A 15229-nucleotide genomic window follows, 5' to 3' on the forward strand; every position below is an offset into this window, starting at 1 on the left:
AGCATGGAAAAAGTCAATCGTACGTTAAAAAGTGTTTTACCAAGAGCAAAGGAACTTGTGAAGAAGATGTCTCTTGAAGAAAAAGCCAGTCTTTGTTCGGGAAAGAATTTCTGGAATACAAAAGAAATAGAACGTCTTGGAATAAAATCAATGATGGTAACGGATGGTCCCCACGGTTTACGTAAACAGGCAGGAGATTCCGATCACTTGGGTATTAATAATTCGGTATCAGCTACTTGTTTCCCTACGGCTGTAGCAACAGCCTGCAGCTTTGACCGTGATTTATTATATGAAATGGGTATTGCACTTGGAGAGGAATGTGTACAAGAGGAGGTTGCTGTGATTCTGGGACCGGGAGCCAACATAAAGCGCAGCCCGCTTTGTGGCCGTAACTTTGAATACTTTTCAGAAGATCCGCTTCTGACTGGAGAAATGGCTGCTGCACTCATTGGTGGGATACAGAGTAAAAACATAGGTACCAGCCTGAAGCATTATCTTGCGAACAATCAGGAAAAAGCGCGTCTTATCTCAAATTCGGTAATTGATGAGCGGGCATTGAGAGAAATATATCTTACCGGATTTGAAATAGCGATAAAGAAAGCGCAACCTTGGACATTGATGTGTTCATATAATAAGATAAACGACATTTATGCTTCTGGACACAAACTTCTTATGACAGACATTCCTCGCGGTGAATGGGGATTTRAGGGAGCCATAGTAACGGACTGGGGAGCTATGAATGACAGGGTTGAAGGTATCCAGGCGGGACTTGATTTGGAGATGCCAGCTTTTGATGGAGCTTCGGACCGATTGATTGTTGATGCGGTTCGAGCAGGAAAATTGGACGAAAAACTTGTTGATCTTAGTGCTGTGCGAATGACGGCTATCGCACTACAGGCAGAGAAAACACAGGTAACACCTTATGATGCAGAAGCACATAATGAATTGGCACGACGTGTTGCACGTGAAAGTGCAGTGTTGTTGAAGTTAGGAAATGTACTGCCGGTAGATAAAAATAAGAAGATTGCTTTAATAGGTGAATTTGCCAAGGTTCCCCGTTATCAAGGGGCAGGAAGCTCAAAGATATCTCCAACCCGGATCACTTCCGTAACTGATGCCTTTGATGCGGAAAATATAAGCTATTCTTTTGCACCAGGTTATTCGGCCACAAGTGATGAACCGAATGAAGCTTTGATTACCGAAGCAATTGGAGTAGCAAAAGAAGCGGATGTGATATTTGCTTTTGTTGGATTACCGGATAGCTATGAAAGCGAGGGATTTGACCGTACTCATTTAAATATGCCAAAAGCACACACTAGATTGATAGATGAACTGGTTGCTACCGGAAAAAAGATAGTGGCTGTCATAAGTGCAGGGGGAGTTGTAAATATTCCGTGGCGTGACAAAGTTGATTCAATACTTTTGATGAATCTTTCGGGGCAAAACAGTGGTTACGCCGCATATGATTTGCTTTTTGGGGATTATTCTCCAAGTGGTAAACTAGCAGAAACCTATCCGTTAACACTCACTGAAACCCCTAGTATTGCTCATTTGGTACAGGAGGCAATATTGAATACCGGGAAAGTATCTATGTGGGATATCGTTACTATGATAAAGCGCAAAAACAGGTGATGTATCCGTTTGGACACGGACTTTCCTATACAACATTTACCTATTCGGGATTAAAGCTTAGTGCAATGAAGATTGGAGACAGAGATACACTTCAAGTAGAGGTGGTCATTACCAATACCGGAAAGCAGGCTGGAAAGGAAATTGTTCAGTTGTATATTTCAGCACCCGAAAGTACTATATATAAACCTATGCGTGAACTTAGAGATTTTGCAAAAGTGGAATTGCAGATGAATGAAAGTAAGACGGTTACATTTACATTAGAAAGGCGTGCATTTGCTTACTATAATATTAATGTGAAAGACTGGTTTGTGGAAAGCGGCGATTATAAGATTGAAATTGGTGCATCGTCAAGAGATATACGATTGAATGATACGGTTACTGTTGATAGCAGTCAAATGGGAGCGATACCTGATTATCGTACAGCAGCACCGGGCTATTACAATCTTTTACAACCAGGAACTTATGATGTCCCAAAGGAACAATTTGAGGAAGTTTTAGGAAGAAAAGTACCGGAAGAGCGTATCCTAAGACCCTTTACGCCCAATTCTACGCTAGGAGATATCAGAGTTCACTGGATTGGACGTATGATGAATAAGCAAGTAGAAAAGTCGACAATGAAAATATTCGCAGGGGACGAGGGAGATTCAAGTGACATTGTGAAGATGATACAGGAAATGGCAGTAGATATGCCACTGCGTCAGCTAGGTATGTTGTCACAAGGTTCGTTATCAGTTAAAAGGATTGAGGGACTCATAGATATAATGAATGGACATATTCTAAAGGGAATCCGTGGATTGATGAAAAAATAGGTGAAAAAGCGTGAAAAGTGGGGTTTTTTGCATGCTTCATTATAACGGGCAACGAGGCAATGCAGGTTTGAGGGATGGGTTTTAGTTGCGCCTTCTTTTTTCAGAACATATTAGAGATAAGGATTTAGGGTTTTAAGGGTGAAAATAATTAAGTAATCAGAATAGTGATTAATGACGATAGATAGTGCAACTGCATTGGTAGTTGGGGTAGATTACCCTTTAAGGGCTTCGATGAGAACAAGATCCAAAACTGAGTGGTTAAAACTTAGGGCGACTTATTTTCATCTTTTATAATATATAAAAGATGATCTAAAAAAAAGGGTGTATAGTTATGGAAAGAAGGTACTCAAAAGAATTATTAGATAAGCTTGTTGAACGTGAAGAAACCATTATGCTGATGGGTGTAGAGGTTCTAGTTAAAAACTTGCCAGACAGTGATGAAAAAGGTGCAATGGATCCACGTCTGTATAAAGATATGAAAAATCAGCTTTTTTTAATGAAATATATGCCGAAATTTTTAATGAAGATGGACATTTCACCAAAAGGAATTAAAAGGCTTCGGAAAATGTTTAATGGGATAAAAAGTAATCCTATCGTTCAAAAGAATATTGAAATAGAACATAGACATGTGACAGGAGAAGACGGGAATCAGATTCCGATAAGAATTTATAAATCAGAAACAATGAGAAAAAATGCCCCGGTTTTATATTTCATCCATGGTGGAGGATTTTTTGGAGGTTCTCCTGATGTTGTAGAGGAGTTTGTTAAGTTAATAGTAGAGAATACAGACATCCTTGCAGTGTCAGTTGATTATAGGCTTGCGCCAGAGAATCCATACCCAGCAGGTCATAAAGATTGTTATTCTACTTTACAATGGATTTATAATAATGCAGAAAGTTTAGGTGGGGATAGGGGTAATATTTTTGTTGCAGGGGATAGTGCAGGAGGTAATTTAACACAATATTGTACAACCAGGGATATGGAAGATGAATTAGGAATGGTAAAGGGACAACTGTTACTTTATCCGACAGTAAACATGGCTGGAATTGAAGATGAGTATTACAAATGGAGCATTGATGAATATGAGATGTCGCCTAAACATAGATCAGGTATTAAAACGATGTTAGACATGTTTGGCTCACTAGAATCATTAGGGAATATATTAGGGACTACAGAAATAGATAATGAATATTTAACGCCATATAAGAGAAATCCTAAGGGCTTACCGCCAACCTTTATTACAGTAGGTGAACATGATTATCTCAAGGTAGAAAGCCTAGCCTATGCAGTAAAGTTGGCTAAGGCAGGGGTAGAAACGAAAACGGTTTTATATAAAGGTCTTGGACATGCGTATGCTGATAATGTAGGAGTCTATCCTCAAAGTGAGGATTGTGCAATCGAAATGGGTAAATTTATTTTAGAAAATTCAAAGTAATAGGACAGGGATATTCGGCAGAAGAAATAAAGAATGGCTAATTAAATTTATTCTTTTAAAGTATCCATAGTATTGAGAACTTTGTTATGAACTTCAATTTTTTTTATTAACCCTAAATGCTAATATTTTGCTAACCCAATCCAGTAAAAAATAGTAAATTCCCGTTAAAGATGTTACTCCTCAGGTTTCTCAAAATATTGATATACCGCACTTTTCGCACACATCGTTAAAGATATTACACACTCTTACCTTACGGGCGGCATGATGTAATAAAAACACCACCAAATCATATGAATTGAACTTAATCAGGTGTTAATTAAAAAAGTATCATCTCCGAAGAGACGTATTGTGGAGAAGAAAATGATGTAAAATTGATGTGGAAATTGGTGTGAAACCATTATAGATAACAATAGATGATTTGATGGATGTTTACTAAAAACTTATAAAAAGCTATCATACAGTGTTTTGTATGAAGTTGCGATTAAATGAAGATCATACTGGCAGCGTGAAGGTCATTAAAGAAAAGAAGAGATGGAAACAGTATAAAAGCACACTCATTTGAGTGTGCTTTTTGATATTAAAAATTGCAACCCATATCTTTATTAATAGAAAAAGCACCACCTCCTAAGAGATGATGCTTTTCCGGGAAAACCCTTGTTTGATTATTAAAATTATATATATTCCCCCAATTTAAACCCTTTACTAAAATGAAAATTCGACAATATTTGTTACATTCTCCTGAAAAATAACGAAAAATTCTTTGTTAATAGCACTTTAATACAATTTATTTACCAAATTAAAGATTAAGTATCATGTGATTTCCCCCAATTTACACTCTTTAATGATGCATTTACATTTAAATTGTATGTATTATCATGCGAGGGGAAAAAATTTTATCATAATATTTTAATGGGGGAGAGGTAAAAGAGAATGAAAAAGAATTTTATTAAAAAAGTGACAACGCTTGCATTGGGGATAGGTTTGCTTTCAAGCAGTCTATCAAACACAAATCATATTTTACCATCTCAAGTACATGCTGAGGAGACACTTTTTCAAAGTGAATCTGTGTCTAGTACAAAGGCTGAACAAATCTTGGCTACGCTGACCAAAGAGCAGCGGGACGCGTTGACTAAGCTTCAAGCCACGGAAGACTATGGGGTGCAAGGATTTGATGAAGAAGAATTAAAGAGTGATAATGAAATCTCTGTTATTGTCGAGTTTAAGTCCAAGCCTGAGAAAGTTGAGGTACTTGAAGCTGCTATTAAAGGAAAGAAACTGACACCAGAACAAGCGAAAAACAAGATTGACCATGAGCACGCTACTTTTGAAGCTGATTTAAAGAGAATTTTTCCATCCAATCTGGGAAAAAGTAGTGAAAAATCTTATAAAATAACGCGTTCCTTTAAGACAGCCTACAACGGGGTTTCTATGAAACTACCCGCGAACGAAGTAGAGTCGCTACTTAAATCAGATGCTGTAAAAGCTGTTTATAAAAGTGTTACATTTACTATCGATCCGCCAATCCAATCAGATTCTAGTGAAGAAGAAGAATCTACTAAAAGAATAGAGAGTATTCCTTTTCTAGGTGTAGACAAGTTACATAAAGAGGGTGTTACAGGAAAAGGAGTGAAGGTCGGAGTCATTGACACAGGTATCGATTATCACCATCCTGATTTAAAAGATGCTTTTAAGGGTGGATATGATTTTGTAGATAACGATCTTGATCCAATGGAAACCTCATACRACGATTGGAAAAAGTCTGGACTTCCAGAGACTAGTGAAGGTGGTTCACCATATTATACGAATCATGGTACGCATGTTTCAGGTACGATAGCAGGGCGAGCAAAAAATACGAGCGGTGTAGCTGTAAAAGGAATTGCACCTGAAGCTGAAGTTTATGGATATCGTGTTTTAGGGCCATATGGAACGGGTGGACTGGAAGATATTCTAGCGGGTATAGAAAAAGCAGTTGGCGATGGCATGGATGTTATCAATCTATCATTAGGGATCAACATCAATGATCCGCAGTATCCTACAAGTACAGCTATCAATTATGCGGTTTTAAATGGTGTGACCGCGGTTGTTTCGGCTGGTAACTCTGGACCTTATTCGTATACTCTTGGCTCTCCGGGAGCGGCTGCTTTAGCATTGACGGTTGGAGCAAGCAGTGCACCTATTCCGGTAGCGCAATATACTGGAGTAGTATCTGGTTCTACGACAGAATTTCTTTTAAGCAATCTATACAGTGATTTAGTGACCGATTTGAGTGTTTTTAACAAACATCAATATGAGGTCATTGATTTAGGGGTCGGTTTGGAATCCGATTACGTTGGGAAGGATGTCGCTGGAAAGATCGTTTTCGTGAGTACCGGCGGTATTGGGACTCAAACTAAAACCGTTTATGCCAAGAATCACGGTGCAGCTGCCATCATCGCATATCACAATATCCCAAATAGCGGGACAAACCCTTTCGTAAGAGAGGATCAAAACTTCATTCCTGCTTTTTCCATTAGCTATGAGCAAGGATTGGAGTTAAAAGCACAATTAGCTACAGGCAATACGAAATTGACTTTTAAAAATTTTAAAGAAGAATATACAGAAGGTGATAAGCTTGCTTGGTTCAGCTCTCGCGGGCCATCACGCAAAAATTACGATATGAAGCCAGAAATCACCGCCCCAGGTGTGAACGTTTTATCAAGCATTCCAGCTTATTCGGTTTATCAAAATGATCCATCTAATTATCAATACGCTTATAACCGCATGTCTGGTACATCAATGGCCGCACCTCATGTAACAGGAATTTCTGCTTTATTACTACAGGCTAATCCTGATCTCGAGCCAAGTGATATTAAAACGATTTTGATGAATACAGCTAAACCATTAGCGGACAAATATAGTGTATTTGATGTAGGCGCAGGTCGTGTAGACCCATATCGTGCCGTCCATACAGGAATGGAGCTTCGAGTTCAAGATGAAACTCCAATTCGCTTCAATGAAGAAAACATTGCAATAAAAGACGAGACAGGCGGACTTAGTTTCGGTAATCATTATGCAAACGAAGAAACATTTATTAAAAAGACTGTAAATATTACAAACTTCGAAAAAAACATGAAAAAGTTTGATGTGGATGTCCAATTCCAAACAGATGTAAACGGATCACTCGATGCTAGTTCTAATAAGGTGATATTAGATATTCCAAAGGTTATTCCAGTTCAATCTTTTAAAACAAAAAAAGTGCCTGTTACAATAACAGTTCCAGCGACTGCCAAGGCGGGCATTTATGAAGGATATCTTATCATTTCAAACCAAGACGACAAAAACGAACAATATCGGATTCCGTTTAGCGTTCGAACAACTGAAGAAGGAATTGAATCTACTTCCCTTTCTTCAAATGCAATTTCACCTTACCATTTACAAGTGAGCCCAATTAGTGCTTCTACTTGGTATGAAAGATTGAATTTCAGATTAAAATCTCCTATGAAATGGCTGGATTTAGTTTTGGTAGATGGAAAAACCGGAAATGATATTGGATTTATAGAGACGATTTATACAGATGATTTGTATGATAGTACGAATTATTATGTTGAAAGGATATTTAATGGTAAATACTATGCGTTTACTGGAAATCCAGAAAAGCCAATCTCCGCTCAACAGAGTTATGTAAAACCTGGATATTACCAGATTAAAGTTATTGGTACAAGTGAACGTGATCATATTTTTACGATGAATAATGATATATATGTTGACCCTAACAGCCCAACGATGACAACAACTTTAGATGGAAATGAATCACCTGTCTATGAATATCAGCCGGGACAAAAAACAGTTCCTCTTCAAATTAAAGTTACAGATGAAGAAGTGGAAAAGATGGTGGCATCCGGAATGAATGTCGATCAGTCTATCAACTCTCTCAAGTATTTTATTAATGGAAGCTCTAAGCCTGTCCTTCCTGTCGGGATAGACGGGATGGTGAATTTTGACTTTCCGATAAATGAAACGAACCCATTTAATCGCTTTACATTAAATGGACAAGATGGCGCGAAAAATCCGACTCCAAAGAAAAATTACTACTTTGTTAAAGCGGGTACACCGTACGGATATATGAAGACTGACAAAACAAACGTAAAAATGGGAGAATCGGTATCTGCTACCCTCATTTTAAATAACGTAGATAAGTTGAAAACCGCAGAGTGGACTCTTACTAACATCGGCCAAAGCTTTGAGATTGTAGATGTAAAGGCGAATGATGCACTTGCGAATTACGGTGCATCCGAGGTGAATGTTGAAACGACAGGCAACACTTCAAAAGTGAAGCTGACTATGGATGGAACAAAAACGGTGAGCGGAAATATTCCTGCAATCAATCTAACATTGAAAGTGAAGGATACAGCATTTGCAGTAAGTGCAGCCGTAAATCCGACCGTTGCTTATACGAATGATCTGGATAATCGTATTTCCGTCTCTTCTGCGGGAATGGAATGGCAACTACAGTCAACCTTCTCGGATGTAACTGGCACATTAAGAGGATCTGCCGTGCCATTAAAAGATTGGACAAAACTTGGTGCATCTATTCGATTAATCGATGCGAACGGCACTGTGTTTGATGGCACATCGACAATTGGTAAAACTGGAGATTACCGCATTTCCAAACTTCCAATTACTGACAAACTATTCACTTGGGAAATGAAATTGCCAGGACATTTTATGATGAAACGACAAATTCAAATTGGGGTAGAGAAGAATGGAATCATTTTGGGACAGTTTCTTCAATACTATAGTGGWATGGGAGCAGTCTTTCATGAGTATGCTGTTGCTGGCGATGTGAATCAAGATAATGTGATTGATATCCAGGATGCACTAGCCATCCAACAGGCTTGGAATACAAATAACAGAGCTGCGGATATTAACTTTAACGGAATTGTGGATGCAAATGATATGTATTGGGTTGAAAGAAACTATCTAAAACAAAACCAAGAAGCTGACAATCCACCGGTACCTATCCAACAAGTTGACGGAAAGACACTGCAAGATATTTTAAAAGAATTGCAAATCTCAGCTTAGCATTTAAATTCWCTAATAATCAAAATGTGTGTGTCTCATGCTGGTTTAAGTAAGACACAATTACCTTTATATAACGAAAAAGACGCTATTCTTTCTGAAATAATTGGAAAGAATAGCGTTTTTATATTTTACGCACATTACAAAAAAGAACTTGCGTATATTAATAAACCGTTTTTTTAAAATATTCCAGGTGCGATTGGATTAAGTTTAGCTAAAGGTACCAATCCGGATTTATCATCTGTGTCAAAAATATCTGGAAATATTTTTTTTGCAATTTCCTTGTCAATTACAGTAGCAGATTCAGGTGCTTCAAACTTATAATCGTTTGATAAATGGTGCTTCTATTGGGGGAGAATACAAAATTCTACTAACCAGAGTAAAAAAAACCCCTAGAACCTTTGATATATCAAGGTTTCTAGGGGTTTTATAATCGCTATTTACTACTCGTTTTAATTAACGAGAGTAGAACTCAACGATTAATGATTCGTTGATTTCAGCTGATAATTCGCTACGCTCTGGAAGGCGAACAAATTGACCAACTTTTTTGTCTGCATCGAAAGATAAGTATTCTGGAACGAAGTTGTTTACTTCCATAGACTCATTAACGATATCAAGGTTTTGAGATTTTTCACGAAGTGAAATCTCTTGACCTGCTTTAAGACGGAATGAAGGAATATCTACGCGTTTTCCATCAACCATTACGTGGCCATGGTTAACTAATTGACGAGCTCCACGACGAGTGCGTGCAAGACCTAAACGGTAAACTACGTTATCAAGGCGAGTTTCAAGAAGAATCATGAAGTTTTCACCAGATTTACCAGGCATTTTAGCAGCTTTATCAAAAAGTGTACGGAATTGACGTTCGTTTACACCATACATGTGACGAAGCTTTTGCTTCTCTTGTAATTGTAAACCGTATTCCGAGATTTTTTTGCGTTGGTTAGGACCGTGTTGTCCTGGTGCGTAAGGGCGTTTTTCTAATTCTTTACCTGTGCCGCTTAGTGATAAACCAAGACGACGAGACAGTTTCCATGCTGGACCTGTATAACGAGCCATGAGAGACTCCTCCTTTAAGTGGTTTTATTTTGTTGTAAAATAAGACCAGATGTATCAATCAAACTGTCATTTTATTTTCATGTATCCTCGCCMTCGCAGCCAAGGGTTACACGATACCCCATCCAAAAAGTTTGGAGGAATAAAATGAAACGAATAAGACCATACAACTGCTGCTTTTATTTTACACATCCTCCATTGTATCGATTTCCTATACTTATGTCAAGACGTTACCTTGACAATTTAATGATTCGATTGGGTAGTTGACCTTTTCAAAAAAGATGGAATCGAGTAGGATAGGTATKAATGGGATGAAAGCGTTTACATAAAAGGGGTGCTTATTATGGAAAATAAAAAGATGAAAAAAGAAACGGCAGTCGTTCATAAAGGATTTGACACTTCAATTCATCACGACAGTTTGTCCGTACCTTTATATCAAACATCTACATTTGCTTTTTCAACGGCGGAACAAGGAGAAAAACGTTTTGCTGGTGAAGAAGTGGGCAATATCTATTCACGGTTAGGAAATCCAACTGTAAGAGTTTTGGAAGAGCGCATGGCTGAACTTGAGAATGGACAAAGCGCATTGGCATTTGGGTCCGGGATGGCCGCTGTCAGTGCAGTGTTGATTCATGTTACGAAAACAGAGGATCATATCCTTTGTTCGAGAGGGATATATGGTTGTACGTTTGGGTTACTTGAAATGATGAATGAAAAATACAATATTTCACATAGTTTCAGTTCGATGTCGAGTGAACAGGAAATTGAAGCGGCGATTCGTCCTGAAACGGTTTGTTTATATGTTGAGACACCAATCAATCCAACAATGGAAATTGTGGATTTGGAACTGGTTGGGAGAGTCGCTCGAAAACATGGATTGAAAGTAATTGTGGATAATACATTTTCATCGCCTTATATACAAAATCCTATCGATTTCGGTGCGGACTATGTGTTGCATAGTGCAACCAAATACATCAATGGCCACGGGGATGTGATTGCAGGATTGTTGGTTGGAAAAGATGCAGAGGATATGATGAATCTTCGTATGACGGTCCAAAAAGACGTTGGTGGAATTATCTCACCGTTTGATGCTTGGCTGATCATCAGAGGATTAAAAACGCTTCATGTTCGAATGGATCGCCATTCAGACAATGCATCGAAACTGTTGTCATTCTTTAAATCTTCACCAATTGTGAATGAGATTTATTATCCGTTTGATCCAGACCACCCACAATACGAAATTGCTAAGAAGCAAATGAAAGCCGGTAGTGGGTTGATTTCATTTACAATTCACGGTGGGAAAGAAGTTGCTCAATATTTAATGAATTCTCTTAAGCTTATCAAGATTGCTGTAAGTTTGGGAGACGCGGAAACATTGATTCAGCACCCGGCAACCATGACTCACTCAGTCATTCCTGAAATGGAACGTGAAAAGATGGGAATCACTCATTCCTTACTGCGTTTGTCTGTTGGACTTGAGCATTCAGATGATTTAATAGAAGATTTACAACAGGCATTTGCAAAAGTGGAGACCCACTTTACGCAATCGCTTCAAAAATGAATGCTCCGTTAAACTTGCTGTTGTATATCGTACCTTTGCGCTAGCCACATGTTCGTATGAGACAACAGAAATAAAAAGGGCGAGGCGATTTATCATTAACCCGTACAGTTTACTGGTACAAAAGTTAAAATAAATCGGCAAATAGCGTCATATTAACATATAAATTAGCATTGCTTTTAGCGGTGCTTTTTTCTTGCTCAATTTTAATAATAAAAGGATTTTTATCAAATATATGGTAATGTGTTAAATGTAAAAATTGATTAAGTTTGGTCTTTTGTTTTTCAACTAACGGGGGCAGGTTTCTTTATGAAGCTAAAGAGATAATTGATGGAGGTTATTATTTGGAAGGAATTATCGGCGTCTTGTTGGGTACATTAGGTTTGTTTTATCCATTACTTCTAGCATCAGTCATTACTTTTGTCTATTCACTTATAAAACGTTCTTGGATTTGGATGTTGATAAGTGCAATTTTACTGTATCCCGATGCTTGGTTTTTTAGTGGTTATCCGCCATTTCCTTGGGCAAAATTTGTTCCCTTAATTCAGGTAATATTGGCTATAATTTTTTATCTTTTGAAAAGATAGAGATAGTCACAAGTGCTTTACGGGTAAAGTATTTTTCTTCTTAAACAAACGGGACAGGTTAGTTTATAAGACTCCTAATTAAGAGATAAACGTAAACTAATAGGGGGGAAATATGAAACATTTAATTAAAATGTTCGTAGTTATAATTTTTATTTTACTATTGGTAGGTTGTCCTGGTGTTCCAGGTAAAGAAACACCAGGTTATTTAACTAAAAAACAAGTGTTGAAGGAAAATCCTGAAGCAGACTATTTTGAACTCAATGATAAAGTTTATGTAAGGGGAATTGGTTGGATAGAGGAAGTAGAATTGGCAAAAGATGAGATAATTGGGGAAATTGAAGAAGGTATGGCAAGTGATTTACCTCTGGGAACGAAAATTTTCGCACCAAAAGAAAGAAGAGATATTCTCATAGTAGAAAATAACGGAATAGAAATAAGATATTTACTTCAACTGGGAGAGTAATCCAAAAGTACTTCAACCAACGGGGCAGGTGATGAATTGGACGATTTTGACAAAGTAAAACATAGAATAATACATTAGAGTGCCATAATTTGGGAAGGAACTAATAAATGATCATTCCATTTTTGTATTTAGGTTGGTTCTTAATCCCTGTATTGTCCATTGTGTTTTGTCTTAATCTCGTTACTATAATGAAAAAAGTGAAAAATGAGCAAGATACATCTAAAAACACGATTTGGCTCACAATATCATTTCTTTTCATTATGTGGACTATAGCTATTTTAGCTTCCGTCAATATTTACTAATCTAGTGGTAGTTGAGTTAAGTTATTGTCATTCATTGAGCTGCTAAGACAGCTCTTTTTTTCTTATTGAACTAACGGGGCAGGTTAGTTGAATAAGAAGATATTATTAAAAGAATAACGAATTAGTAAATATTAGTGTAGATTTTCGAATATCAATCTTTCTTATTTCACTTACGAGATGCTTTACTGAAAGGTCATTGAGTTGTTATTTTCAACATATTTTTCCTATTCACTAAAGGGACAGAATTGTTTAATTTAGATACATAAGAAGGCAGTAAAAATATCTTGTAGGAGGGAAAATGGAATGAGCAACATTATCTTGATTCAGCATTGTCAATCAGAGCATCATATAAATAATATGTCAGGTGGATGGACAGATACACCTTTAACTGAATTAGGTAGAAAACAAGCAAAAATTATAGGTGAGAAATTAAAAGAATTTGTAGATAATAACGTTTATGCCTTATATTCTTCTGACTTATTGAGAGCGTCACAAACAGCAGAGATAGTTGGAACACAATTAGGTTTAGATATCATTCAAGATAAAGGACTTCGTGAAATAAATACCGGTGTTGCGGCAGGAAAAACAAAGGATTGGGCAAGAGCAAATAGAAATCCCCGAACAAGAAGTGGATTTGATTTAGATTATCAGGAATTTCAAGATGGTGAGAGTTGGCGACAATTTTATAGTCGGGTTTGCGATACCATGGATAGAATATATGAATCGGAAAAGAATAAAAACCTGTTGATTGTCACACATGGAGGAACTTTGGGGTACTTGCTTGCTTGGTGGATGAAATTTGAGGCAGAAATGATAGTTAATGCATACTTTTCCTCGTCAGTAGGTGGTATTACAGTTCTAAGTCAAAATAGTTTTCAACAAAATGTTGTAAATAAATTTAATGATACATCCCATTTTGATTTATTCAACTAACGGGTGCTTTACTTCAATAAGAGGTAAAGCCTTTTTCATATTGAACTAACGGGGCAGGTTAATGAGTAAGAATAAGGATAGGTGTAGCTTTGAAATAAAGTTAAGATGTTTTGCATAAAGTCGCGACGTTTGTAAAAAAGACGCATCGTTTTGAAAAAACTTTAACCGATAATTTATAAAATTTTGATCAAAACCCTGAGTTGATATGCAGGATTTTTCTTTCAGCAATCGGGCCAGATTCTTGAATAAATAGAATTCGTTTAAGATTAAGGACGAAGAACCGTATCATAGGTAAATGAGGTTTTTAAAATCAAAGTGAACGTAATACATTAGACGTTCACTTTGACAATTAAGAATTGTGCTTCATGAAATTATGCTATGTTGGTAAGTAAACTGTAATACCAAGTTTATGAACTCATGAACAGCAGCTAATTTTGTTCTAAAGTATATTTATCCATAAAAAACTACACCTCCAATTGATAGATGTGTCTAAAAATTGGGGTGCAGTTCATTTATTAGAGGAAAAGTGTCTGTTTTTTAATGTTATCCTATGCCCTTTTTTATTTAAAAATCAAAGTTGTCAGGGTCTGGTCCTACTCGATGATTTTGATTTAGCTCATCAATTCGCTGCATCTCTTCTTTTGTTAGTTCGAAGTCAAATACAGTTGAGTTCTCAACAATTCGATATTCATTCGTGGATTTTGGAATGGTTACAACACCATTTTGTAAATCCCATCGTATAATAATTTGGGCAATGGTCTTGTTATACTTATTTGCAATTTCTTGTAATACTAGATTATCTAATAATTGACCTTGCATTAAAGGTGACCAAGCTTCTAACTGAATTCCATGTTCTTGACAAAAGGCTTGAATTTCTTTCTGAGTTAAACGTGGATGGTATTCTACCTGGTTGACCATCGGTTTAATTTCAGCATCGTTCATTAAGTCCTCCAGATGGTGGACTTGGAAGTTACTTACTCCAATAGCCTTTACTCTTCCTTCTTTATAAAGAGTCTCTAATGCACGCCAAGCTTCCTTATATTTACCTTCTACTGGCCAGTGAATAAGGTATAAATCTAAATACTCAAGATCAAGTTTCTTTAGGCTTGTTTCATAAGCTACTATAGTTGATTCGTAACCTAAGTCAGAATTCCAAACTTTCGATGTTATAAATAGTTCTTCTCTTGGGATACCTGCTTCATTTATCCCTTCTCGAATAGCTTGTCCAACTCCTTCTTCATTTTCATAAATAGCTGCTGTATCAATACTACGATACCCATGTTTGATTGCAAATTTAACGGCATTAACCAGTTCAGGGCCTTCTTCTACTTTAAACACCCCAATTCCAAACCAAGGCATTTTTACACCATTATGCAAAGTAGTTGTATCTTGTATG

General features: G+C 37.0%; 8 protein-coding genes and 1 pseudogene. 7 read left to right on the plus strand and 2 right to left on the minus strand.

The features are described 5' to 3' along the window. The first annotated feature begins 3 nt into the window (after positions 1 to 3). The 3 genes and pseudogenes from AC1DSB_RS05120 (at position 4) to AC1DSB_RS05130 (ending at position 8937) form a co-directional block, all read left to right on the plus strand. Positions 4 to 2441: pseudogene (locus tag AC1DSB_RS05120) on the plus strand (glycoside hydrolase family 3 C-terminal domain-containing protein). Between the two features lie 331 nt (positions 2442 to 2772). Further along, a complete protein-coding gene (locus tag AC1DSB_RS05125) occupies positions 2773 to 3876 on the plus strand; it encodes an alpha/beta hydrolase (protein WP_477532989.1) in 1104 nt (367 codons plus the stop codon). A 930-nt stretch (positions 3877 to 4806) separates the two neighbouring features. Next, positions 4807 to 8937: a S8 family serine peptidase gene (locus AC1DSB_RS05130; protein ID WP_477585979.1), complete on the plus strand. Its 4131-nt coding sequence runs from the start codon at positions 4807 to 4809 to the stop codon at positions 8935 to 8937. A 453-nt stretch (positions 8938 to 9390) separates the two neighbouring features. On the opposite strand, the gene rpsD is transcribed toward AC1DSB_RS05130, so the two are convergent. After that, positions 9391 to 9993, minus strand: coding sequence for a 30S ribosomal protein S4 (rpsD, locus tag AC1DSB_RS05135; protein WP_016426616.1), 603 nt, complete (start codon positions 9991 to 9993; stop codon positions 9391 to 9393). A gap of 340 nt (positions 9994 to 10333) precedes the next feature. On the opposite strand from rpsD, the gene megL reads away from it, so the two are divergent. From megL to AC1DSB_RS05155, 4 genes are all read left to right on the plus strand, one after another. After that, entirely contained in the window at positions 10334 to 11551 is a 1218-nt protein-coding gene (gene megL / locus AC1DSB_RS05140) for a methionine gamma-lyase (RefSeq protein WP_477532996.1), read from the plus strand. 341 nt (positions 11552 to 11892) lie between these two features. Then, entirely contained in the window at positions 11893 to 12135 is a 243-nt protein-coding gene (locus tag AC1DSB_RS05145) for a hypothetical protein (protein ID WP_477532997.1), read from the plus strand. 112 nt (positions 12136 to 12247) lie between these two features. Further along, the gene (locus AC1DSB_RS05150; RefSeq protein WP_477585981.1) at positions 12248 to 12598 is read left to right on the plus strand and encodes a hypothetical protein; all 351 of its coding nucleotides are present in this window, start codon (positions 12248 to 12250) and stop codon (positions 12596 to 12598) included. A gap of 605 nt (positions 12599 to 13203) precedes the next feature. Further along, complete coding sequence (locus AC1DSB_RS05155; RefSeq protein ID WP_477533237.1) at positions 13204 to 13833, plus strand: histidine phosphatase family protein; 630 nt, start codon at positions 13204 to 13206, stop codon at positions 13831 to 13833. 564 nt (positions 13834 to 14397) lie between these two features. On the opposite strand, the gene AC1DSB_RS05160 is transcribed toward AC1DSB_RS05155, so the two are convergent. Further along, positions 14398 to 15228: an aldo/keto reductase gene (locus AC1DSB_RS05160; protein ID WP_477585983.1), complete on the minus strand. Its 831-nt coding sequence runs from the start codon at positions 15226 to 15228 to the stop codon at positions 14398 to 14400. Position 15229 lies beyond the last annotated feature (1 nt).

The sequence above is a fragment of the Paenisporosarcina sp. P4_E4_2 genome (genome assembly GCF_056401595.1).

What these genes read in the sequence shown, in the direction of transcription:
- AC1DSB_RS05125 (WP_477532989.1), top strand. Translation starts at nt 2,773, where the DNA reads ATGGAAAGAAGGTACTCAAAAGAATTATTAGATAAGCTTGTTGAACGT.
- rpsD (WP_016426616.1), bottom strand. Translation starts at nt 9,993, where the DNA reads ATGGCTCGTTATACAGGTCCAGCATGGAAACTGTCTCGTCGTCTTGGT.
- megL (WP_477532996.1), top strand. Translation starts at nt 10,334, where the DNA reads ATGGAAAATAAAAAGATGAAAAAAGAAACGGCAGTCGTTCATAAAGGA.
- AC1DSB_RS05150 (WP_477585981.1), top strand. Translation starts at nt 12,248, where the DNA reads ATGAAACATTTAATTAAAATGTTCGTAGTTATAATTTTTATTTTACTA.
- AC1DSB_RS05155 (WP_477533237.1), top strand. Translation starts at nt 13,204, where the DNA reads ATGAGCAACATTATCTTGATTCAGCATTGTCAATCAGAGCATCATATA.